The sequence below is a fragment of the Paenibacillus sp. UNC496MF genome (genome assembly GCF_900113915.1).
Lineage (GTDB): Bacteria > Bacillota > Bacilli > Paenibacillales > Paenibacillaceae > Paenibacillus_Z > Paenibacillus_Z artemisiicola.
In genome coordinates, this window is record NZ_FORE01000006.1 from 217,643 (window position 1) to 240,130 (window position 22,488).

Here is a 22,488-nt window from a genome sequence, read left to right on the forward strand (position 1 = left end):
AAGGGAGGTCGCGGATCGATGACCGATACAGGAAAGGTTACGGCGCTCGTGTATGGCGAGTGCCTGGACGGGAAGCTGCGCCGCGTGGCGCTGGAGGCGCTCGGCGCCGCGCGGCTGCTGGCCGGGGACGGCGGCGCCGTGCACGCCGTCGTCGTCGGCGGCGGGCCCGGGGCGGCGCTGCCGGAGGCCGCCGCGGAGCTCGCCGCCCGCGGGGCCGAGGTCGTCCACGTCGTCGACGACCCGGCCCTGGCCGGCTTCGCGCCGGAGGCGTACGCCGCCGCCATCGGCGCCGCGGTCGGCGCGGCGGGGGCGAGCGTGATCGTGCTCGGCCACACCGCGTCGGGGCGCGAGCTCGCGCCCCGCGTGGCCGCGCGGCTCGGCGCCGGCCACGTCGCGGACGTGACCGCCGTCGAGCCGCAGGGCGACGGCGCCGCGTCCGCGGTGCTGACCCGCCCGCTCTACGCCGGCAAGGCGTTCGAGCAGCGGCGGCTGCTGCCCGGGGCGCCGCAGGTCGTGACCGTGCGCCCCAATAATCTGCCGGCCGCGGAGCCGGTCGCGGCCGGCGCCGAAGGCACGGTGGCGGCGCTGCCGTACGCGCCGCCGCCGCTCTGGACCGTCGTCCGCGGCATCGCGCGCAAGGCCGGCGGCACGGTCGACCTCGCCGAGGCGGACGTCATCGTCGCCGGCGGCCGGGGCGTGCGAAGCGCGGAGGGCTTCGCCCCGCTCGCGGAGCTGGCGGCCGTGCTCGGCGGCGCGGTCGGCGCCTCGCGCGGCGCGTGCGATGCCGGCTACTGCGACTACGCGCTGCAGATCGGCCAGACGGGCAAGACCGTCACGCCGAAGCTCTATATCGCCTGCGGCATCAGCGGCGCGATCCAGCATTTGGCGGGCATGAGCCAGTCGCGCGTCATCGTCGCCGTCAACAAAGACCCCGACGCCCCCATCTTCGGCGTGGCCGATTACGGAATCGTCGGGGACTTGTTCGAGGTCGTGCCGGAGCTGACGGCGCAGTTCAAACGGCTTCTCGCAAACCCGGGCGCATGACGCCCGGGCTTGCGAGGCTGCGCCGCTGTCGGGCCGCCCCGTCCGCCGGCGCGCCGTCCGCCCGGATCGTCTTCTGCCCTTGAGGTGAGCCCCGGACCGCCTGCCCGGAACCAGGAACCGTCTGCCCGGAACCGTCCGGGAGCCCCGGTGCGCTGCCCGCTGTCCTAACGCATCAGACCCCTTGAACGCCGAAACAGCCCGGACCGCGAGCGGTCCGGGCTGTTTCATGCAGCGTGCTTCGGTGCTGCCGTCGAGGTTACTTCGTCATGAGCCGGTAGAGCACGGCGATCATTTTCGCCGTCTCTTCGCGCGTCGCGAATTGCTTCGGCGCGAACTTCGTGCCGCTGCCGCTCGGCTGGCCGTTGATGATGCCGGCCTGCTGCACGGCCGCCGCCGCTTCCCGCGCGAACGGCGAGATGCTCGCGGCATCCGTGAACGCGATGCCCGGCGCCGACGCCGGCAGCTCGAACTTCCGCGCGTCCGCGAAGCGGGCGATCATCGCGACCATCTGCTCGCGCGTGATGTTCGCGTTCGGGCTGAACCGGTTCGCGGAGACGCCGCTCGCGATGCCGGCCGAAGCCGCCCACGCGACGGACTTCGCGTAGTACGCGTCCGCCCCGACGTCGCCGAACCCGCCCGCGCTATACGCGCTCAGATCCACGCCGGCCGCGCGCGCGAAAATGAGCGTGAAGTCCGCCCGCGTCACGTTCGCTTTCGGATCGAAGACGCTCGCGCTCTTGCCTTGAATGATGTTCCGCGCCGTCAGGTACGCGATGTGGTCTTTCGCGAAGCTGTTCGCGATATCCGCGAAGTTCACCGGGCTGTACGCCAGGGCATACGTCGAGAAGTGCTTCACCGCGAAGCGGAGCGTGCCCGTCGCCGGGTCGAAGCTCGCTTGCGGCACGAGCGCGAGCTCGCCGTTATCCGCGATGTAGTACACGATGATGGCGTTCGGGTTCTCGCCCGCCGCCGGGGTATACGGCACGCGGATTTCCGCGGAGCCGCCGGCAAAACCGGCGACTTTCTTGCCGTCCGCCGTTACCGAGAAGTCGTAGACCGGATGCGATCCGACCGCCGCCGCGACCGCCGCCTGCTTGTCGGCCGGCAGATTCGCCGTCACGTCGGCCGGATCCTTCTTGGCAACCGCAATCGCGACGTCGCCCGTCGTGGCGCCGTTCGCGATCGCCGTCAGCGCCGCTTTGTCGAACGTGACTTGTCCGATGCCCGCGTCAAGGACGATGGCGTCCGCCGCGCTGGCCGCCAGCTTGTCGACCGCTGCCGCCGGCAGCGAGACCGTGTTTTGCTTCGCGCTCGCGTCCGCGGCCGCTTTGATCGCCACCGTCTTGACCGCGCCGGAGAGCTTCTCGATCGCTTGGTCGATTTGCTGCGCCGTCACGGCCGCCGTCGCGTTGCCGCTCGCGTCCGTCGCGGCCTTCGTTTCCAGCGTGACCGCGGAGCCGTCTACCGTCGCGCCGTTATCCGGCGCGACCGGTACGTACACGCCGCTGCCGGTCCCGTTATTGGGCGTTTGGCTCACTTCCATTTGCAGCACGGAGATCGTGCCGCCCACTTCGTTCGCCACCAGAATGAGCGGTTTGCCCGTCGGGCTGGCCGCTGCCGGGATAAAGTCGATGCCTTCCGGACCGGCGTCGGTTTGCATGTTGTCCGGGTGCGCGAAATCGCGCGTATTGACGTAGTTCGCGAATACCGGATGCGCCGGGTCGGTCACGTCGTACGTCATGATGCCGCTGACGCGCTCCAGACCGACGAACGCATACGTCTTATCGCCCGCTTGGCCGACCTTCACGTACTCCGGCTCCGGTCCTTTTTTCGGGCTGCGCTTGTCGAAGGATACGTCGGCATGGTTGGAGTTGAAATACGCCGGAATCCGTTCGGCCGTGATTTTCTCGAAGTCGTTGTGGCTGTCGTAGACTTGGTCCATCGAGTCGGCGTCCCAGATGGAGAACGAACGCGCGCCGTACAAGTAAATGCCGTCCGGCCCCATGTCGCTCGGGATTTCGACGCCGTCGTACGCCGTTTTGCCCGCCAGGAATCGTGCGGACGCGGAGTTCGGATCCAGCTTCGCCTTCATGTCCTTGATCGTCGATACGTTCGTTCTGCCCGGCCATTCCGTGCTGTCGCCTTCGTTGGCCGTGAACACGTACGTTTTGCCGTTCACGGTGTACGTGTCGATGCCGTCCGGCATGTACATGCCTTTGAACGGCACGTTTTCGAATTTGATCGCGCCGTCCTTGACGAGGTCCAGGGCGTTTTCCGGCAGGTTCAAATCCTTGTAGCCAAGCCCTTTCACCGACGTGACCTTGCCATTGGCGATGTCGATCGTGCCGATCGCGTTGCCTTCCTGCAGGGAAACGTACGCGACGGATTCATCGGCCGACAGCGCGATGTATTCCGGCTCGAGGTCGCGTTCCGCCGCCGTTTTGTCCGCGGCAGGACCCGTGATGACGCCGTCCACGACGGCGCCGCGGAGATGCACGTTGTCGTCGATGACGCTCTCGTCGTCGAACAGGACGTGCTTCACCGTGCCATCCAAGGTATCGACGATCGTGATGCTGCCTTTCGGATCCTTCTCCGGATCCGCGCCGCCTTCGCGGTCTTCGGCCTCATCGGCGGTCAAGACATAGCGTCCGTCCTTCGTTACCTCGATCATGTCCGGCTGCACGCCGGCTTCGTACGACTTTACGAAGTTGCCGTCGTAGTCGAACACGAGGATCGCGCCGTTCTTGTCGTACGCTTTTTCTTGAATCGCCGCATACACCAGATTATGCTGCGTATCGATGTCCACGCTGGTGAAATCGCCGTATTCGAAGCCTTCCAGATGCGCGGCTACCGCATCTTCGATGTTGACGCGCTGCGCGTTCTCGGCCGGCTTGCCCTGGCTGTCCAGGCTCACGATATCCAGCGTCGCCGGCGTGCTGGAGCCGTTGACGGAATAGAACTTCCGGTTCTCCGGGTTGTATTTCACGATTTCGGCGACGCCGCCGTCCTCGTTCGGCTCGCCGGCGATGAAGGAGCCCAATTTCGTGATATTGACCGTATCCGGATGGCCGATGCCCACGTTCAGCGTATACGGCTTGCTGATCGTCCCGGACTGGCTGTCGGTCACCGTGACGTTAACCGTGCTGGAGGCGGGCGCGTCCTGCGCCGGCGTTCCGGAGATGGCGCCCGTGTCGGCGTCGATGCTCAGGCCGCTCGGAAGCCCCGTCGCCGCGAACGCATACGGCTTGACGCCGCCCGATGCCGCGATGCCGGCCGAATACGCGACGCCCTTGTACGCGTTCGGAAGCGAAGGCGTGGAGATCGCGACCGGATCCGGCACGGCTGCCCACGAACCGTCGCCGGCGTTATGCGGATAGAAAGGCGCCGCGGCGGCGGACCCCAGGCTCTTGTAATCGATTAGGGCGAAGTCGTTCACGTTGCTGTCCGTATCGGCGAAATCGACGCGGCGCAGCGCGATGTTCTTGGACGGGCCGCCGGCTTCCTTCGGATAATCGCCTTCGGCGCCGTCGATCGTGCTGCCAGTATCGTTGCCCGCTGCTCCGAGCATGTCCACGAAGCCGGCCGGTTTATCGGCGGACGGATTGACGTTCTCCGGTTGCAGCGGCGTCCGGTTGCTCATCAGGACGACCTTCATGCCTTTGTTTTGGGTCGTCATGTCGGCTGGCGTGCGGCCGAAATCTTGATCTCCCGTCTTGACGTTCATCTTAATGCTCGGCGACTTCGAAGCGGCGGCGCGGATCAGGTACGAGCCGTGCGCGGGAATCGTGCCGGACAAATTCAGGACTTCCCACGGTCCGGTCGGACCGGTCAGCGGCAGTTCGCCGGTACCGGTGTCTACCAGCGCCATCCGGTCGGCATATTGGACGGACCAAGTGCTGAGATCGATGGCGGAACCCGTCGGATTGTAAAGCTCGATGAAACCGTAATCCGCGGCCCCGCCCGTGGAGATGCCCGACCCGTAATACTGATTGATCACCACGTGCGGAACGGTCACGTCATAGGTCCCGTTCGCGTCGTACGGCGTGCCGGCGAGCGGCCCGGCGGCTGCGGCCGGAACCGCCGAAACGACGATGCCCGCCGCGATCTCTGCGGAGAGCAGCAGGGAAAGCAGGCGTCTGTTTCTCGTTTTCAACTCTACTTCAACTCCTATTCTAGGACTTCGCACCCAGCGTATCGGAGTTTTATGTCGAGATTGTTAATGGTATTTTGATGTTTTGTAAAGAAGCGGCAAACCGTTTGAAAACTCCGAACGTCCGGGGCCGAGGCGAAAGCCGCCCGCGCCGCCCCGAATGAACAAAACCCCGCGCTTCGCTGCCGGGCTAGCCGGAACGAAACGCGGGGTTATGCGCCGACGAACGCATCAGTCCGTCAGCCGGTCGAACGCCTCGCCGACCAGGAGGTGAGCCAGCGCGAAGCTGACGGCGACGATCGCCGCCGCGACGGCCAGCAGGAGCAGCAGGCGGCCGAGCGACGGCTGCTTCGCCTCCCGCCGGACCGCCGGGCCCGGAATCCCTTCCTCTTCTTCGCCTTGAAGCACGGCGCCGCTCCTCCCCGCGAATCTTCATTCCTCGCAGAACAGCATATGCGGCTTCTCGGCTTTATAGTAGGACAACCGATCCCGCAGGCTGCCGGTATGGAATTCGAACTTGTGGCCGTCGGGGTCGGCGAAATAGACCGAGCGCTTGTCGCGCTCGTCCCGCTCGCGGCCGGGCAGGATGTCCGCGCCAAGCGCCGCCAGCCGCCGCGCGGCTTCGTCGAACTCCGCCTCTTCGACCGAGAACGCGATGTGCGTGTACGACTGCCGGATCTCGGCGCGCGGGATGTCCGGCTCCGCGTTCAGCGCCAGCCACAGCCCGTTCAGGTCGAAATACGCCGTCGCGCGGCCCTTGACCAGCAGCTTGGCGCCGAAGACGTCGCGGTAGAACGCGATCGACCGGTCCAGGTCCGACACGGAGAAGAGCAGGTGGTTGATGCCGCCGAGCTTCACGCGCGCCGCCCGCCTTCCGCATGCGGGTTCGGCCGCTTATGGCCGAGCAGCCACCGGAACAGCTCCGGGTCCCCGTAGGTCTGCTCCATGATCGCGTGGGACAGGCCCGGATGGCGGGTGAACCGCACCTCCGCGTCCGGGTTCGCCCGCCGCAGCGCCTCGACCAGCTCGGCCGACCGCCCGATCGGCACCGTATCGTCCTCGATCCCGTGGAACGCCCAGACCGGCAGCGCGATCCCGCCCATCGCCGCCGTCTCGTGATAGCCCGCGAGCGGCGCCGCCGCCGCGAAGCGCCCGTCGTCCCGCGCCGCGTAATCCCAGACGCCGTTGCCGCCCATGCTGAAGCCCGTCAAATAGACGGCCGCCGGGTCGACGCCGTACTCGCCCATGATCCGGTCCAGCAGCGCCAGCACCTCGTGCCGGACGGCGGGCCAGGACAGATGCGCCGGACATTGCGGCGCCAGGACGAGGAACCCGAATCCCGGCTCGCGCTCGGCCGTCCCGAGCAGCCCGTAGCCGTCGAGCGCCGCCAGGTCCGCGCCGCGCTTCTTGATGCCGTGCAGGAACAAGATCAGCGGCCACGGCCGCGCCGCGTCGTAGTGGTCCGGCACGAAGAGCTTGTACCCGATGTCCGCTTGAATCTCGACGGACGCCCGGAACGAACGCGCATGCGTCGCCATGGTATCATCCCCTCCGCCCGTTCTCGTTAACTTCGATGCCCCGCCGGCCGCTTACGCTTGCTGCCCGTATGGCTCGAAGTCGATCTCCAGGAACCGCGACACTTCCGGCACCCAGCGGTTTTCCACGAAATCGACGTGCAGCGGGTGCGCGTTGTACGTCTCGTAATCCGCTTGATTGTCGAAAACCATGGAGAACCCGTAATCGTAATCGTTCTTCGGGCTGACCTGGCGGAATACGCTGAACTGCTTCACCGCCGGAATCGAGGCGAGCTGGCGCTCCCCGTCGCGCAGGAATGTCTCCGCCGCTTCCGAACCCGCCTCATGCTTCAAGTTGAAAATCACCATGTGCTGAATGCCCGTTTGTCCCATTGTCTTCGTCCTCCTCAAGTTGAATGTCCCGCCTTCCGCGTTTGCGGCCGGCGCTTGTCTCTTGCGTCGTTCCGCCGCGGGCTTCCCTCGTCCGGTCAAGTATCCGTCGAGTACAGCAGAATGCCTTCCCGCTTCTCCCAGCCCGTCCTCGCCCAGAAGCCCTGCCCCGGCTCGTTGTCCGCGAGCACGAACAGGTGGCACTTGCCGATGCCCGCCGCCCGCAGCTTCGCGAGGGCGAGCCGCGCCAGCGTCCCGCCGATGCCCCGGCCGCGCATATCGGACGCCACTGCGGCATGGTAGAGGAAGCCCCTTCGTCCGTCATGGCCGCACAGCACCGTGCCGGCCAGCCGCCCGCCTTCGGCGCAGACGAAGCTGAAGCCCGGATTGCGCGCCAAGAATGCGGCCATCTGCCCGCGCTCGTCGGAGGCGCTCAGCACCATGCCCGGGGTGGCGGCCCAGAGCGCGAAGCTCGCGTCGTAATCGTCCATCGTCATTTCCCGGTACGTCAAGTCCACAGCCGTTCCACTCCCCGAAATTCGTCATGCTCGAAATCGAGCCGGTAGACGTCCGGCATCGCGAGGCGCTCCCAGAAGGCGAAATCGCAGCGCGCGTCGTACGCGCGCAGGATCATCGCCATCAGGTTCCCGTGCGTGCCGACGGCCACCGTTCCGCCGCGATGCGCGCCGAGCAGGCGATGCGCCGCCCCGAGGCCACGGGCCTGCGCCTCGCGGAACGATTCGCCGCCGGGAAGGACCGCGTCGGGGTCGGCGAACGACCGCCCGACGGCGGCCAGAAACGCTTCCCGCGGAAGCGGCGCGTCTTCCCCGTGCAGCCGCCGTTCCCGCAGATCCTCCATCACCCGCACCGCGAGTCCCCGCTCGTCGGCAAGCCCGCGGACCGTGAGCACCGCTCTCGCGTACGGGCTGGACGCGACGGCGTCGATGCGCATGCCCCGCAGCTTGTCCGTCAGCAAGGCTGCGTCCTCCCGCCCCTTCGCGGTCAGCCCCCGCTCGCGGTCCGCCCCGGAGCGCACGTCGGATTCCGCGTGCCGGACGAGCAGCAGCGTCGTGTTCATGGCGTCCCCGTCCCCCTTCCCGGTCCGCAAGCATCGCGGAACGATTTCGAGTATAATCCATTTTAACACAGCGTTTCGCGTTGCAGACGACGGATTTTTCCGCCGGGCGCCGGGCGCCGCACGCTCCGGGCGCGGCCCGGTTCAACGGCGCTTCCGCGAGGTAAGAGAAGCGTATTCCAGACGACGCAAAGGAGAATGCCCCATGTTGGACAACTACCGGCTGACCGGCAAGAAAGGCGAATCCCTCGCGGATTTCGATCCCGAGGATACCGCCGGCATCGGCGGCAAGGACGAGATCGAGGCCGAATTCGACAAGCTCAAGGACAAGCTGAAGGAGCATCAGGAGAAGCTGTTCGCGAGCAAATCGAACGGCGTGCTGATCGTGTTTCAAGGAATGGACTGCAGCGGCAAGGACGGCGTCATCAAGAAGGTGCTCGCCGGGCTGAACCCTCAGGGCTTCCGGGCGGAGAGCTTCAAGAAGCCGACGGCGGACGAGTCGGCGCACGATTTCCTGTGGCGCGCGCACAAGGTCGCCCCGGCCAAAGGCGCGATCGCCGCCTTTAACCGGTCGTACTACGAGGACGTGCTCGTCACGCGCGTCCATGGCCTCGTCGACGACGAGGAAGCGGAACGGCGGCTCAAGCACATCCGCCATTTCGAGAAAATGCTGACCGACGGCGGCATCGCCATCGTCAAAATTTTCCTCCACATCTCGCCGGACTTCCAGCTGCGCAAAATCCGCGAAAGAATGGAGAACCCGGAGAAGCTGTGGAAGTTCGATCCTAGCGATCTGGCGGAGCGGCGGTACTGGGACGCGTACGCCAAAGCCTACGGGCAGGCGTTCCGGGCGACCGCGTCCAAGCGCAACCCGTGGTACATCGTCCCCGCGAACAACCGCTGGTTCCGCGACTACCTGGTGCTCCGCATCGCGGAATCCGCGCTCGATTCGCTCGATTTGACGTATCCGCAGGTCGACATGGCGCCGTTCCGCGATTTGGCCGGCGAAGCCGACGCGTAAGCGCGCAGGGCGCGGACGGCCCGGCGGCCGGGGCGGGCCGTCCGTCGGCGCTTGGTTTATTTTTGCCGTTGACATATGACCGGCCGGAGGGGTATAACAAATATAATTCATTCCCGACATCGTCACATTCGCAGAAGGGAACACGCGCACCGCGCCTCAGGCAATCCCCAGAGAGTCGGCGTCCGCTGAAAGCCGACGATTGCCCGCCGTTGACGCATCCTCCCCGAGAAGCCGCGCCGAAACGCAAGCCTCCGCCAAGCGGAAACGGCCAGTAAGCGCGGACGGTATCCGCCGTTACCCGGAGCGCGTATGATCGTACGCGGCAAAGAGCCGTCGATCGGGCACGGGCGTCAAGCGCCGGGCCGGACGGAAACAGGGTGGTAACGCGAGGCAATCTCGTCCCTTATCGGGGACGGGATTTTTTTTATGTTCCGGCGGCATGCGGCCGGCGGAGCGATCGTCGAATCCAATAGAAGCAAAGGAGACGGATCCCATGGGATACGAACGAAATTACGAGGCGCTGACGGTCGGGCTGACGGAAATCGCCCAGGCGCAGATGCACGTGAAGGAAGTGGCCGCGCGCACGCCGCTGCAGCAGAACCGCGTGCTGTCCGCGCGCTACGGCTGCAACGTCCTGCTGAAGCGCGAGGACCTGCAGGTCGTCCGCTCCTTCAAGCTGCGGGGCGCCTATCATCTCATCAAGTCGCTGCCGCCGGAGCGGCTCATGCGGGGCGTCGTCTGCGCGAGCGCCGGCAACCACGCGCAGGGCGTCGCCTACTCCTGCCAGGCACTTGGCATCCCCGGCAAGATCTTCATGCCGAGCACGACGCCGCGGCAGAAGGTCAATCAGGTGAAGTTTTTCGGCGGCTCCGACGTGGAGATCGTCCTGACCGGCGACACGTTCGACGACGCCTTCCGCGAAGCAACGGAAGCGAGCCGCAAGGACGACCTGGCCTTCATCCATCCGTTCGACGACCCGCGGATCATCGCCGGCAACGGCACGATCGGCAAGGAAATCATGGAGGCGGTCGAGACCGCGCCGGACTTCGTCTTCGTCACGATCGGCGGCGGCGGGCTCGCGGCGGGCGTGGCCGCGTACGTCAAAGCCGTTTCCCCGGCCACGAAGCTGATCGGCGTGGAGCCGGAAGGCGCGCCGTCGATGCGCGTCTCGCTGGACGCCGGCGAGGTCGTGCCGCTCGAGACGATCGACAAGTTCGTCGACGGCGCGGCGGTGAAGCGCGTCGGCGACCTGACCTTCCGCATGTGCCGCGAGCTGCTCGACGACATCGTGCTCGTGCCGGAGGGCAAGGCGTGCACGACGATGCTCGACCTGTACAACGAGAACGCCATCGTCGCGGAGCCGGCCGGCGCCCTGCCGATCGCCGCGCTCGACCTGTACCGCGAGCAGATCGCGGGCAAGACGGTCGTCTGCGTCGTGAGCGGCGGCAACAACGACGTCGACCGGATGCAGGAGATCAAGGAACGCTCCCTCGTGTTCGAGGGGCTGAAGCACTATTTCATGGTCAGCTTCCCGCAGCGGGCGGGCGCCCTGCGCGAATTCCTCGACGAGGTGCTCGGGCCGGACGACGACATCACCCGTTTCGAATACACGAAGAAGCACAACAAGGACAACGGCCCGGCGCTCGTCGGCATCGAGCTGAAGCAGCGCGGCGATTACGAGCCGCTCATCGCCCGCATGAACCAGAAGGGGCTCAGCTACCTCGAGCTGAACAAGGACCCCGTTCTGTTCAACCTGTTGATCTGACCGGGCGGGCGCCCCGGCCGGCGCGGTTCCCCCCGGCCAGCCGAGCGAGCTTGGCGGCCGGCTTCCTTCACTTCGGCGGTCCGCCGCGCTTAACCCGTATTGCCTTCTCCCGCCTCATTCGTACAAGCCTTGGAACGCCCGTCCGACGCGCGTTTCAAGGCTTTTTCCTATTCCTTACAATCACTTTACAAACCGCTAACGGCCCTGTGACATTCCCGCGCTATGCTTGCCGGTAGGAGGTGCTGTTCATAATGAAAATCATGATTCTGTATGCCTCTTACGGCGACGGGCATCTGCAGGCCGCGCGCGCGATCGGCGAAGCCATCGAAGACCGGGGCCTCGGCGAGCCCATCCTCGTCGACCTGCTCGCCGAAGCGCATCCGTGGATCAACGCCATGACGCGGCATGTCTATATGAAGAGCTACTCCCTCATTCCCGGCTTGTACGGTTGGCTGTACGACCGGACCAAGCCGATGAAGCACGACTCCGTCTTCGCCAACTGGCTCCACTCGTTCGGCCGCGACCGGCTGCGCCGCATCCTGCTTCGCCAGCGCCCGGACGCCGTTATCCATACCTTCCCCCTGCTGGCCATGCCCGCGCTCAAGAAGCGCATCGGCCTGCGCATCCCGACCTGCACCGTCGTCACGGATTTCGACCTGCACCGCCGCTGGGTCCATCCCGACATCGACCGGTATTACGTGCCCACCGACGACATGAAGCACGAGCTGCAAGCGCTCGGCATCCCCGAACGCCGCGTCTGCGTCAGCGGCATTCCGATCAAGCGCGGCTTCCGCACGGCGGCGGCCGATCCGGCGGCGCGCGAGCGCTACGGCTTCCGCGTCGGCAGCTCCGTCGTGCTCGTCATGGCCGGCGCGCAGGCCGCGGCGGCCGCCGTCTGGGCTATGATTTCCCCGTTATTAGGGTATCCTGATCTTACCGTTGCCGTCGTGTGCGGGCGCAACGAGGCGCTGGCCGCCGCCCTCCCGGAAACGGCCCCCGAAGCTTGCGCGAACGGAAGGCTGCGCGTCTTCGGCTACGTCGAGCGGATGCACGAGCTCATGGCGCTCTCCGCCTGCATCGTGACGAAGCCCGGCGGCGTCACGCTGGCGGAATCGCTGTCGATCGGCCTGCCCATCTTCGCCTACCAGCCCGTACCGGGCCAAGAACGGAACAACGCGCGCTACCTGGCCGGCAAATCCGTCGCCCGCCTGATCCACGGGCCGGAGCAGCTCGCTCGGGAAATCGCCGCGCTTCTCCACGATCCCGTCCTGCTCACGCAGCATCGCGTCCGGGCCCGCAAGCTCCAGTACAAGGACGCGGCCGAGACCGTCGCCTTGGATTTTTGTTCCAGCTTGCTTATAATGGAGAGGACGTCCGTCCAACTATAATCGACCCGGCATGGAAGGGCCATATCGGGATCCATGGTACAAGGGGTTGTGACCGTCATCGAACCAAGCCGTTTCAACCGCGAAATCATGCTGTTTTCCGTCATTCTGCTGTTCGTCGAATTCATCCGCGGAGCGGCGCTCATCAGCTTCCTGCCCATTTACGGGGAGAAGACGCTGGGGCTGTCGCTCGACATTATCGGCATCGCCATCACGGCCCATTACCTGACGGACACCGTGCTCAAAATGTTCATCGGGTATCTGCTCGACCGCTTCTCCATCCGCTTCGTCGTCCATACGGGGCTGCTCATCTCGATCGCCGGCATTTTGCTGCTTCCGGTCGCGAATGAGCCGTGGCTGTTCATCGCGGCGTCGGCCTTGTACGGCGTCGGCATCTCGCCGATCTGGATCGTCTGCCTGACCAAGGTGACCGGCGAGCGCCGCGCGATGCAAATGGGGTATTTCTATACGATCTGGTTCATCGGCATCGGCGCCGGGCCCATCGCCTGCAACCTGCTCATGGACGTCAGCCGGACGGCGGCCTATTACCTGATTCTCGGCATCGCCGCGCTCAGCTGGCTGTTCTCGCTCTTGCTCACGAGCGCCCGGGCGTCCGGCGTCGCGCCGACGCTTCCGGTGCGGGAGCAGTTCGCCATCCTGCGGGAGCGGCTGCGCCATATGCGGCTGCTGCTTCCCGGCATGGTGCTGCAAACGATGGGCGCGGGCATGCTCGTGCCCATACTGCCCAGCTTCGCGGAAGACAAGCTCGGCATGAACGGCTCGCAGTATTCGCTGCTGCTGCTCGCGGGCGGCGCCTGCACCGTCATCAGCCTCATGCCGCTCGGCCGCCTGTCGGACATGCTCGGCGGCAAGAAGTGGTTCCTCGTGCTCGGCTTCCTGCTGATCGGCGGGGGCTTGTACCTGCTGTCCATGGCGCCGCCGATCGGGATCTGCATCGCGCTGACCGGCTTGCTCGGGCTTTCCTACGCCACGCTGCTGCCGGCCTGGAACGCGCTGCTCGCCAATTACGTGCCGCCGATGCAGCAGGGGCTCGGCTGGGGCATCTTCTCCACCGTCGAAGGGATCGGGGGCATGGTCGGCCCCGTCGTCGGCGGCACGCTCGCGCTGTGGCAAAGCCAGGCCCACGTGCTCTTGTACTGCGGCATTATGTACGCCGCGATCGGTTTTTTTTACATTTGGTTTCCGTTCCGCGCGTTTCACGATCCCAAGGCGCCCGGCTGACGGGCCGACAAAACAGGGGGACAAGGGATGGAATTGGTCGAAAACTGGCTCCAAAAGCTGAAGGGCATGGACTTGGAGCATTTGCAGCGGACGCTTGAGAGCTACTCCGCCTTCGGTCCGCTCCCCGGGATCCTCCTGCCGTTCGCGGAATCGTTCCTTCCGGTGCTCCCGCTGCTCGTCTTCGTGGCGGCCAACGCCAACATTTACGGCCTGTTCCTCGGCTCGCTCTACTCGTGGCTCGGCGTCTGCTGCGGCTCCCTGCTGCTGTTCTGGCTCTCGCGCAAGCTCGGGGGCCATTTCGGCGGCTGGCTGCGCAGACGCTTCCCCCGCGCGGGCAAGCTGTTCGGCTACGTCGAGCGCAAGGGGTTCACGCCGATTTTCCTCTTCGCCTGCTTTCCCTTCTCCCCGTCCGCGCTCATCAACGTCATCTCCGGCTTGAGCGGCATCTCGTTCCGCTCCTTCGCCCTTGCCATCCTGCTCGGCAAAGCCGTCATGATCTTCGCCGTGTCGCTGCTCAGCTTCAACATCGGCGATCTGCTCGAGCAGCCGTGGCGGATTCTGCTCGCGCTCGTGCTGCTCGTCGTCATGTGGTTCGGCGGCAAACGGCTGGAAGCCCGTTATCAGTTGAAATAGCCCGCGAGAAGGAGCGTCCGCCCATGATGAACACGATTGCGACCTTGATCGTCCTCGCGGTTGCCGGCGCGCTCGTCGCGGCCATGATTCTCGTCGTCCGGCTCGCCGCCGACGACTCCGGCCGCGCCTCCGAGCTCCGGCAGTTCGTGGAGGCGCTCTTCGGCGGCGCCGCGGGGCGCCAGGACGCCGCGAAGGACGAAGAAGCGGAAGCGGCCGCCCGGCAGCTCGCCGCACAGCGGGAGCCCTTCAGCGAGCCGTGCCCGGCCTGCGGCGCCGTGACGACGCACCGGGACGCCGAATGCTCCGGCTGCGGCCTGCGGCTGCTGTAACGGCGCCGCCCGCCGGCGATCCGGCCGCGGCGGCGCGCACATAGTTTGCGCGCCGCCGTGGCACACTGAAGGTGGGTCATCATGACTTATCCGATCAGGAGGACGATCATCATGCCAGGCGAACATCCTTCCCATCTGCAGCGCGCCGCGAGCAGGGCGCAGTCCAAAGCGGACCGCGGCGGCGGCCAAGGCAAGGAAGCGGCGAGCAAAGCCCAATCCGACGCCGACCGCGCCGCCGTGCCGAAGCACGGCCTGTAAGCCGCGGCCGCGAACCATCAGGAGGCGATCGATATGAGCGAACAACAAGGGCATTTCGAAATGGAGCCCGTATCCGGCGAGCCGGTCGAGGTGGACGGCGTCTACAAGAACGAATGGGGCCGCGAGGAGAAGCTGAGCCGCGGCGACATCTTCCCCGCCGATCCGCAGCTCGGCACGACGGAATGGGAGCTTACGCAGCTCGATTTCGAGAATCACCATGAAGGCAAGACCGACGTGCGGCTCGTGGCCAAGAAGGAGACGAGCTCGCTCGAGGCGCATCTGCAGCATCCGCGCCGCCATCCGAAGGACACGAAGGAAACGAACTAATGCGGAACGCCCTTGCACGCCGGCCGAGCCGGTCCGGTGCAAGGGCGTTTGTTATTCGTATGCGCGCGGGCGGATCGGAATGAGAATCAGGATTAGGATTTGACGGCCAGCATATGCACCAGGGTGGTCGGATTCTGCTTGAATTCGCTCGGCGACAGGCCCGTCGCTTTTTTGAAGCTGCTGCTGAAATAATGGATGCTGGCATAGCCCAAGCTTTCGGCGATCTGTTCGACCGGCTCGCCCTTGAGCAGCGCCGTCTTCGCCTGCCGGACCCGCTCCGCGATCAGGTACTCCTTCGGATTTTGCCCGACCTCCTGAAAGAACAAGCCCGTAAAGTAGCTCGGATGGTACCCGCACATCTCGGCGAGCCGGCACACCGACCATTTCGCGCCGGGATTGTCCCGGATCGCGGCAAGCGCGGGCTCGATCTTGCTGGCCGGCGCGCCTTTATGCTGGCGGGCAAGCTGCCGGATGAGCAGGACGAGCAGCTCCATCAGCATCGCCCGCAGCAGAAAATAATTGCCGGCCGCTTCGTCATGGTACTCCTTGACCATCCGGAACATGATGGCATCCAAGCCGCCCGTCGGGAAGTGGGGGGGAATCTCCATCTCGCCCACGCCGGGCACGAATACGCCGCAGCTTTCGGGCCGCGTCGTCAGCGCTCCGGCCGGCACGTTCTGGATGCGGTACGCGGGATGCACCGGCGCCGGGGACGTCTCGTGCCAGGAGAAGTGGAAGCTGAAATATTCGGTCGGCATCTCGGCGGACAGATCATGCGGGCTGTTCGGCCCGTAAAGTACGCTTTCGCCCGGACGGATCCGGTAGGTTTGCCTGCCCAGCTTCAGAAGCGCTTCTCCGGACACGACCGAGAAGATCTGCCAATCCGGAATCGTCCGCGGCCCCCAGCGGTCCCCCGCCCGTGCCCGGTCGCGGCTCGCGAAATTCAATCTCGGCGTCAATTCCATCAAGTTCCCCATATGCATGAACGGTCGCCTCCCGATAAGAATCCATGCCTTAACCCGATCCGAGCCTTGTCTTAGCCTGGCATCGTGCGTACCTTGACTGCCTTAGCGTCCGTCAGCTTATCCCCTTTCATCGCCCGGACGGCGGCCCGTCCTCCGACGCTCTCCCGCGCCTTCTCTAACCGCGGCCGGAGGGCGGCTGGACCGATTGGCGATTAATGATCCGGCAAGGCAGCAGCGCCCACGGATCGTCGTCGTCGCCGAGCGCCATCCGGACTGCCTGCCTGCCCATCTCCGCGAACGGCTGCACCACGCTGCTCGGCGGCACGACCAGATACGGCGACGAATCCACCTCCCCCATGACGAACAGCGAGAGATCCCGCGGAATGCGGACGCCGGCCTTCATCGCCCACCCGAGCACGGCCAAGCCCGACGTGTAATCCGCGGCGAACACGGCGCTGCACGCGGGATGTCCGCCCATCCAGCGGCCGAGCAGCGCTTCGGCGTCCGCCGGCTTCTCGGGGCGGTGCACCATCCAGTCCGCGTCGGGCTTCAGGCCGTATTCGGTCAGGGCCAGCTCGTAGCCGCGCGCCTTCTGCTCGTAGTTGGCCATGCCGCGCCGCAGCCCGAACAGCAGGATGCGGCGGTGTCCGGCGGCGAGCAGCTGCCCGACCGCCCGGCGCGTCCCTTCCCGCGTATCGGAGCTGACCCACCGCCCGCCGGGCTCGCGGAATTCGGAGCCGAGCACGACGAACCGCTCTCCGCGCGAGACGGACTTGGCCAGCTCGGGATAATCCGCCGCCCCCGGCGTGATGACGATCCGGCCGTCGAGTCCGCCCAGGTCATGGAGCCGCCCCGGTTCCCGCATGCCGGTAAATTCCGCGTGCACGCCGCTTTCGCCTGCCGCCTCGTGAATGCCCTGCATCAATTTCAGCACGGAATGGTAGACGCTCTCGGTAAAGCTGCACAGCAGGACGGACAGCGTACGGACGGGGCCCGCCCGCCCGGGAGCCGCGGGGCTGACGAACGTCCCCTTCCCCTTCTCGGCGTACAGCATGCCTTCGAGAATCAACTCCTGGATGGCGCGGTTGACCGTCGCCCAGCTGCAGCCGTATTGCTCCGTGAGCTTCCAGCGTCCCGGCAGCAGCACGTGGGGAAGGAGCTGCCCGTCGCGGATCAGCCGTTGAATGTCTCGTTTGATCGTCAGGTAGTGCGGCACTTCTCCCATCGGGTCCTCCTCATCTTCTCGAAGCTAACGATCCGCCGGGTCCGATCGGGCCGCCCGCCGCGCGCGGGCGATGCGGGAGCCCGCGTACAGCAGGACGGCCGCCGCCGCCTCCAGGACGACCGGAAGCAGCGAGCGGAAGGTGGCTTCCTCGGCGCCGAGCGGATAGCGGATCGCCTGGCTGCACGCCAGCAGCCCCAGCAGCAGCGCGAGCAGCTGCAGGATCCGGTCGGACAGCCTGCCGCGGAGCGCGCTCCGGTACAGCAGATGCTGCATCAAGAAGACGCCGGCCAGCCACGCCAGGCCGAAGCCGATGAACGCGAACGACTTGATCGCGCTCCACGACCACGTGCTGACGCCGCCCGCGACGAGCGCGATCTCGATCGCCCGCTGCAGCGACAACCATAGGAACAGGGCGAGCAGCGACGGCGCGAGGACGAGCAGCCAGGACAGAAAGCCGGCGCTGGCCCTGCGCTTCTCTTGTCTCAGATAAGGATCCATGCGCGCTATTCCTTTCCGGACGTTCCGGCTTGCTCCAGCCTGGCCAGCAGCAGCGCGCGGGTCTCTTCGCCGTCGACCAGCCGCGTCTTGCGGACGTAAGCCGCCAGCCGCCTGACCCGCTTCTCCGCGTCCGCGGGCCGAGCCGCCCCGTCCGTCCACGCCTGCGGCAGCTTGCCGGTGTCCAAGATTTCTTCCAGCAGCCGGTGCTTCTGCCCGATCAGGCGATTGACCGCGAAGCGGACGAACGCCGCCGTGCCGAGCAGGAAGCCGATCAACGCCGCGACGTAGAGCAGGATCGCGCCGAGGAGGGGGCTCATAATTCGAGCGCTCCCTGCAGCGTCAATTCGTCGGCGAGGTGGCAGGCGACGAAATGATCCTCGCCGACTCTTCGCCATTCCGGCTTCTGAAGCCTGCACGTCTCCTGCGCGTACGGGCAGCGCGGGTGAAAATAACAGCCCGACGGCGGTTTCGCGGGATTGGCGACCTCGCCCTGCAGCACGATCCGCTCGGATTTCCGGCGCGGATCCGGCACCGGCTTGGCGGACAGCAGCGCCTCCGTATACGGATGGCGCGGCCGCCGGAACAGCTCCGCGGTCCGCCCCGTCTCCACCATCCGCCCGACGTACATGACGCCGACGCGGTCGGAGATATGCTGGATGACGCCCAAGTCGTGCGAGATGAACAAGTAGCTAAGGTCGAGCTGCCGCTGCAAATCCTGCAGCAGGTTCAAGATCTGGGCCTGAACGGACACGTCCAGCGCGCTGACCGCCTCGTCGCAGACGACGAACCGCGGATTCGTCGCGAGCGCGCGGGCGATGCCGATCCGCTGGCGCTGGCCGCCGCTGAACGCGTGCGGATACCGGTCCATGTGGCGGCTGTTCAGCCCGACCAGCTCGATGAGCTGGCGGACCCGGCTCCGCAGCTCTTCGCCGTGCGCGAGCCCGTTGCAGATCAGCGGCTCCGCCACGATGTTGTACACGGTCATCCGGGGATTGAGGGACGAATAGGGATCCTGGAAGATCAGCTGGATGTCCCGGCGAAGCTTGCGCATCTGCTTGTTGTCCAGGCCGTTGAGGTCGCTGACGCGGCCTTCCCGGTCCTTGAACAGCGTCGTCCCTTCCGTCGGCTCGATGGCCCGCAGCACGCAGCGGCCGAGCGTCGTCTTGCCGCAGCCGGATTCGCCGACGAGCCCGAACGTCTCGCCTTCGCGGATATAGAAGCTCACGTCGTCGACCGCCTTGACGTAGCCTTCCGTCCGCTGGAGAAAGCCTTTCCGGATCGGGAAATATTTTTTCAACGATTGGACGTTTAAAATGACGTCGCCTTGCCCGGCCCCCATGTTGGCTCGGCCTCCGAGATCGGCTTCGCGCACGCTCATTGTCCCGCACCTCCTCCGGTCGTATCGTCTTCGGCGAACAGACAGCGCACGTAATGATTGTCTTTCACCTTGATCAGCGGAATGTCCGCGACGTTGCACGCCCCCGCCTGCGCCTTCGGGCAGCGGGAGTAGAACCCGCAGCCCGCCGGAAGGTTCATCGGGTACGGCACCGAGCCTTCGATCGATTCGAGCCGCGCGTTCCGGTGCGCGACGGACGGAATCGAATGCAGCAGCGCCTTCGTGTACGGATGGCGCGGGCCGTAGAACAGCGTATCGACGTCCGTGTATTCGACGACTTTGCCGAGATACATGACCGCCACCTCGTCGGACATTTCCGCGATGACGCCGAGATCGTGCGTGATGAAGACGACCGACGTGCCGAGCTTCTCCTTCAGCCGGTTGATCAGCATCAGCACCTGGGCCTGCACGGTCACGTCCAGCGCCGTCGTCGGTTCGTCCGCGATCAGGATCTTCGGATGCGAGGCGAGCGCCATGGCGATCATCGCGCGCTGGCGCATGCCGCCGGACAGCTGGTGGGGATATTCGTCCAGCCGCTGCCGCGGGTTCGACATGCCGACGCTGGCGAGCGTCTCGAGCGCGATCTCCCGCGCCTCCTTCTTGTCGTTCGTCCGGTGCAGCAGGATGGCCTCCATGATCTGGTTGCCGACCGTGTGGATCGGCGAGAACGCCTTCATCGGCTCCTGGAAGATCATCGCGATCTCCCCGCCCCGGACGCTCCGGATCTCCTTGCCGTCCCCGTCCAGCTTCGCCAGATCGACGACCTCCGCCTTCGTCTCGCCGCCCCCGCGCTTGAGCAGAATTTCCCCCTCCACGCGGCCCGGCTTCGGCACGATCCGCAGCAGCGCCTGCGACGTCACGCTCTTGCCGCAGCCGCTCTCGCCGACGATGCCCAGCGTTTTGCCCTTGCGGATGAGCAGGTCCACGCCGTCAACGGATTTGAGCCTGCCTTCGTCCAAATGGAAATGCACCTTCAGGCCGGTCGCCTGCAAAATGACGTCGTCGTCCTCGATCGAGCCGGCCAGCGGCCGGTTCGGCAGCTCGATGCTCATCGCACGGCCTCCTTATTTGTAGGGATCGGCCGCGTCGCGGAGCCCGTCTCCCAAGAAATTGAACATCAACACGGTCACGACGATCAGCGCCGCCGGCCAGAGCAGCCAAGGATGGTGGGCCAGCGTCTCGAGGTTTTGCGAATCCTGCAGCAGCACGCCCCAGCTGACGACCGGCGGGGCCAGGCCGATCCCGAGGAAGCTGAGCGCCGTCTCGCCGAGAATCGTCGCCGGGATGGACAGCGTCACCGTCACGATCGTGTAGCTGGCGAACGACGGCAGCAGATGCTTGCGGATGATCCGCAGGTCGCTCGCGCCGGCGAGCCGCGCCGCCATCGTGAAGTCCTCTTCCCGCAGCGACAGGATTTTGCCCCGCACGACGCGCGCCAGCCCCGTCCAGCCGATGATCGAGAAGATGATGACCATGCCGAAGTAGATCTCCAGCGCGGACCAGTCCCGCGGCAGCGCGGCGGACAGCGCCATCCATAACGGAATGGTCGGAATGCAGATCAGCAGGTCGATCGTCCGCTGCACGATCGTGTCGGTCACGCCCCCGAGATAGCCCGACAGGCCGCCGAGCAGCAGCCCGAGGATCAGCGTCAGCACGATGCCCAGCACCCCGAAGGAGAGCGAGATCCGGCCGCCGTAGATCATCCGGGACAGCAAGTCGCGCCCGAGATCGTCCGTTCCGGCGAGAAACAGCGGGGCGCGGATGTCCTTCGTCCCGAAGAGGTGGATGTCCGTCTTGAACAGCCCCCACATCGTATATTCCCGTCCCTTGACGAAGAAGTGGAGGTAATACTTCTTGGACGTATCGGGCTGGAACGTCCGGAGGAACGTCTCCTGGTTGACGCTCATTTTCATGTCGTAGACGAACGGACGCAGGCTGAAGCCGGATTCCTTGCTGTAGAAATGGATCGCCTGCGGCGGCGCGTTCTTATAGGCGGTATACCGGTCGAGCGGCAGATGCGGCGACAGGAATTCGCAGAACAGCGCGGACAGGTAGAACAGGACGAGCACGACGGCCGCGGCCATGGCGATGCGGTGCTTCTTGAATTTCCACCACATCAGCTTCCACTGGGAAGCGACCTCGTACGCCTCGTCCGGCTCGGCCGTCTTCGGGACTTTGCCGAGGCGGAACCATCGTTTCTTCTCCGCTTTCGTCGGTACGGCGGTATTCAATCGGCAACCCCTCCAAACCGGATGCGCGGATCCAGCCACGCGAGCAGAATGTCGGATATCAGCGTGCCGATGACGGTCAGCACGCTCACGATCAGCAGGAAGCTCCCCGCGAGGTACATATCCTGGAACATGAGCGCCCGCAGCAGCACGGGCCCGGTCGTCGGCAAATTCATGACGATGGACACGATCGCTTCTCCGGAGATGAGCGCGGGCAGCGTCCACCCGATGGTGCTGATGAGCGGATTGATCGCCATGCGGACCGGATATTTGAACAGCAGCTTCTTGCTCTCGACCCCTTTGGCGCGGGCGGTGATGACGTATTGCTTCGAGAGCTCGTCGAGCAGCATGCCCCGCATGACGCGGATCAGGCCCGCCGTGCCGGACATGCCGATGATGACGACGGGCAGCACCAGCCGCGGCAGCATATCCATCACCTTCGCCATGCTCCACGGCGCGTCCACGTATTCCGGCGAGAACAGGCCGCTTAGCGAGACGCCCGTCGTGGCGAACACGAAATACAAGACGACCAGGGCGATCAGGAAGCCGGGAACGGCGAGCCCGATGAAGCCGATGAACGTGAACACGTAATCGAGAATCGAATACTGCCGCACGGCGGAATAGATGCCGATCGGAATCGCGACGATCCAGACGAAGATCAGCGAGACGACGGAGATGACCATCGTCAGCATCAGCCGGCCGCCGAGCACCTCGGATACCGGCTGGTTCCACTGGAACGAGCGGCCCAGGTCGCCGTTCACGACGATGTTCTTGATCCAGATGAGGTATTGGACGATGAACGGCTGATCCAGCCCGTACTGCCGCTGCAGATTGAGAATCGTGCCGGCGTCGACCTTCGTGCCGGACAGCTCCAGCTGCTGGATGTACGTGGACAGAAAATCGCCGGGCGGCAGCTGGATGATGAAGAACACGATGATGCTGATCGCGATCAGCAGCGGAATCAGCTGCAGCACCCGGTAGCCGATGTAATTGAGCATGCGCTCCCTCCTCTCGGGAATATCCCAAACGGCAACGCCCAGGCG

General features: G+C 65.6%; 24 protein-coding genes. 9 read left to right on the forward strand and 15 right to left on the reverse strand.

Going from position 1 to position 22,488, the window contains the following annotated elements:
* Positions 1-18 precede the first annotated feature (18 nt).
* Positions 19-1,044 (forward strand): electron transfer flavoprotein subunit alpha/FixB family protein, encoded by a 1,026-nt coding sequence (locus BMZ79_RS09575; protein WP_090639141.1) that lies wholly within the window; start codon positions 19-21, stop codon positions 1,042-1,044.
* A gap of 256 nt (positions 1,045-1,300) precedes the next feature.
* Here the strand turns inward: BMZ79_RS09575 and BMZ79_RS09580 are convergent, their stop codons facing one another.
* The 7 genes from BMZ79_RS09580 to BMZ79_RS09605 form a co-directional block, all read right to left on the reverse strand.
* The gene (locus tag BMZ79_RS09580; RefSeq protein WP_143088919.1) at positions 1,301-5,197 is read right to left on the reverse strand and encodes a choice-of-anchor I family protein; all 3,897 of its coding nucleotides are present in this window, start codon (positions 5,195-5,197) and stop codon (positions 1,301-1,303) included.
* A gap of 228 nt (positions 5,198-5,425) precedes the next feature.
* Positions 5,426-5,602, reverse strand: coding sequence for a hypothetical protein (locus BMZ79_RS34235; RefSeq protein ID WP_177222074.1), 177 nt, complete (start codon positions 5,600-5,602; stop codon positions 5,426-5,428).
* A gap of 24 nt (positions 5,603-5,626) precedes the next feature.
* The gene (gene fosB, locus BMZ79_RS09585) at positions 5,627-6,052 is read right to left on the reverse strand and encodes a metallothiol transferase FosB (RefSeq protein WP_090639144.1); all 426 of its coding nucleotides are present in this window, start codon (positions 6,050-6,052) and stop codon (positions 5,627-5,629) included.
* A complete protein-coding gene (locus BMZ79_RS09590; protein ID WP_090639146.1) occupies positions 6,049-6,732 on the reverse strand; it encodes a carboxylesterase family protein in 684 nt (227 codons plus the stop codon). The genes fosB and BMZ79_RS09590 overlap by 4 nt, the downstream gene beginning before the upstream one ends.
* 51 nt (positions 6,733-6,783) lie before the next feature.
* Positions 6,784-7,101 carry a Dabb family protein gene (locus BMZ79_RS09595; protein WP_256252631.1) on the reverse strand — a complete coding sequence of 106 codons (318 nt, stop codon included), beginning with the start codon at positions 7,099-7,101 and terminating at the stop codon, positions 6,784-6,786.
* A gap of 95 nt (positions 7,102-7,196) precedes the next feature.
* Entirely contained in the window at positions 7,197-7,616 is a 420-nt protein-coding gene (locus BMZ79_RS09600) for a GNAT family N-acetyltransferase (protein WP_371263659.1), read from the reverse strand.
* Positions 7,607-8,176 carry a histidine phosphatase family protein gene (locus BMZ79_RS09605; protein ID WP_090639149.1) on the reverse strand — a complete coding sequence of 190 codons (570 nt, stop codon included), beginning with the start codon at positions 8,174-8,176 and terminating at the stop codon, positions 7,607-7,609. The genes BMZ79_RS09600 and BMZ79_RS09605 overlap by 10 nt, the downstream gene beginning before the upstream one ends.
* Before the next feature lie 202 nt (positions 8,177-8,378).
* Between BMZ79_RS09605 and BMZ79_RS09610 the strand changes: the two genes are divergently transcribed.
* The 8 genes from BMZ79_RS09610 to BMZ79_RS09640 all read left to right on the forward strand — a co-directional run bounded on the left by BMZ79_RS09610 (position 8,379) and on the right by BMZ79_RS09640 (position 15,133).
* Positions 8,379-9,194, forward strand: coding sequence for a PPK2 family polyphosphate kinase (locus BMZ79_RS09610; protein WP_090639151.1), 816 nt, complete (start codon positions 8,379-8,381; stop codon positions 9,192-9,194).
* A gap of 493 nt (positions 9,195-9,687) precedes the next feature.
* Positions 9,688-10,959 carry a threonine ammonia-lyase IlvA gene (gene ilvA / locus BMZ79_RS09615; protein ID WP_256252632.1) on the forward strand — a complete coding sequence of 424 codons (1,272 nt, stop codon included), beginning with the start codon at positions 9,688-9,690 and terminating at the stop codon, positions 10,957-10,959.
* 251 nt (positions 10,960-11,210) lie between these two features.
* Complete coding sequence (locus BMZ79_RS09620; RefSeq protein WP_090639155.1) at positions 11,211-12,347, forward strand: MGDG synthase family glycosyltransferase; 1,137 nt, start codon at positions 11,211-11,213, stop codon at positions 12,345-12,347.
* Between the two features lie 33 nt (positions 12,348-12,380).
* Positions 12,381-13,586: an MFS transporter gene (locus BMZ79_RS09625; protein ID WP_090639157.1), complete on the forward strand. Its 1,206-nt coding sequence runs from the start codon at positions 12,381-12,383 to the stop codon at positions 13,584-13,586.
* 27 nt (positions 13,587-13,613) lie between these two features.
* The gene (locus BMZ79_RS09630) at positions 13,614-14,219 is read left to right on the forward strand and encodes a TVP38/TMEM64 family protein (RefSeq protein WP_090639159.1); all 606 of its coding nucleotides are present in this window, start codon (positions 13,614-13,616) and stop codon (positions 14,217-14,219) included.
* 23 nt (positions 14,220-14,242) lie between these two features.
* Positions 14,243-14,548, forward strand: coding sequence for a hypothetical protein (locus BMZ79_RS09635; RefSeq protein ID WP_090639161.1), 306 nt, complete (start codon positions 14,243-14,245; stop codon positions 14,546-14,548).
* Between the two features lie 111 nt (positions 14,549-14,659).
* Positions 14,660-14,806, forward strand: a complete 147-nt coding sequence (locus tag BMZ79_RS34240; protein ID WP_177222075.1) for a hypothetical protein — start codon at positions 14,660-14,662, stop codon at positions 14,804-14,806.
* Positions 14,807-14,839: 33 nt separating this feature from the next.
* A complete protein-coding gene (locus BMZ79_RS09640; protein WP_090639164.1) occupies positions 14,840-15,133 on the forward strand; it encodes a transposase in 294 nt (97 codons plus the stop codon).
* A 92-nt stretch (positions 15,134-15,225) separates the two neighbouring features.
* On the opposite strand, the gene BMZ79_RS09645 is transcribed toward BMZ79_RS09640, so the two are convergent.
* The 8 genes from BMZ79_RS09645 to BMZ79_RS09680 form a co-directional block, all read right to left on the reverse strand.
* The gene (locus BMZ79_RS09645; RefSeq protein ID WP_090639166.1) at positions 15,226-16,116 is read right to left on the reverse strand and encodes a helix-turn-helix transcriptional regulator; all 891 of its coding nucleotides are present in this window, start codon (positions 16,114-16,116) and stop codon (positions 15,226-15,228) included.
* Positions 16,117-16,273: 157 nt separating this feature from the next.
* A complete protein-coding gene (locus BMZ79_RS09650; protein WP_090639168.1) occupies positions 16,274-17,323 on the reverse strand; it encodes a substrate-binding domain-containing protein in 1,050 nt (349 codons plus the stop codon).
* Between the two features lie 24 nt (positions 17,324-17,347).
* A complete protein-coding gene (locus BMZ79_RS09655; RefSeq protein ID WP_090639170.1) occupies positions 17,348-17,821 on the reverse strand; it encodes a hypothetical protein in 474 nt (157 codons plus the stop codon).
* A gap of 5 nt (positions 17,822-17,826) precedes the next feature.
* A complete protein-coding gene (locus BMZ79_RS09660) occupies positions 17,827-18,138 on the reverse strand; it encodes a hypothetical protein (RefSeq protein ID WP_090639173.1) in 312 nt (103 codons plus the stop codon).
* The gene (locus BMZ79_RS09665) at positions 18,135-19,160 is read right to left on the reverse strand and encodes an ABC transporter ATP-binding protein (protein ID WP_090640136.1); all 1,026 of its coding nucleotides are present in this window, start codon (positions 19,158-19,160) and stop codon (positions 18,135-18,137) included. The genes BMZ79_RS09660 and BMZ79_RS09665 overlap by 4 nt, the downstream gene beginning before the upstream one ends.
* A 35-nt stretch (positions 19,161-19,195) precedes the next feature.
* Complete coding sequence (locus tag BMZ79_RS09670; protein ID WP_090639175.1) at positions 19,196-20,269, reverse strand: ABC transporter ATP-binding protein; 1,074 nt, start codon at positions 20,267-20,269, stop codon at positions 19,196-19,198.
* A gap of 12 nt (positions 20,270-20,281) precedes the next feature.
* Entirely contained in the window at positions 20,282-21,448 is a 1,167-nt protein-coding gene (locus tag BMZ79_RS09675; protein ID WP_256252633.1) for an ABC transporter permease, read from the reverse strand.
* Positions 21,445-22,443, reverse strand: coding sequence for an ABC transporter permease (locus BMZ79_RS09680; protein WP_090639177.1), 999 nt, complete (start codon positions 22,441-22,443; stop codon positions 21,445-21,447). Before BMZ79_RS09680 ends, BMZ79_RS09675 begins: the two co-directional genes overlap by 4 nt.
* Positions 22,444-22,488 lie beyond the last annotated feature (45 nt).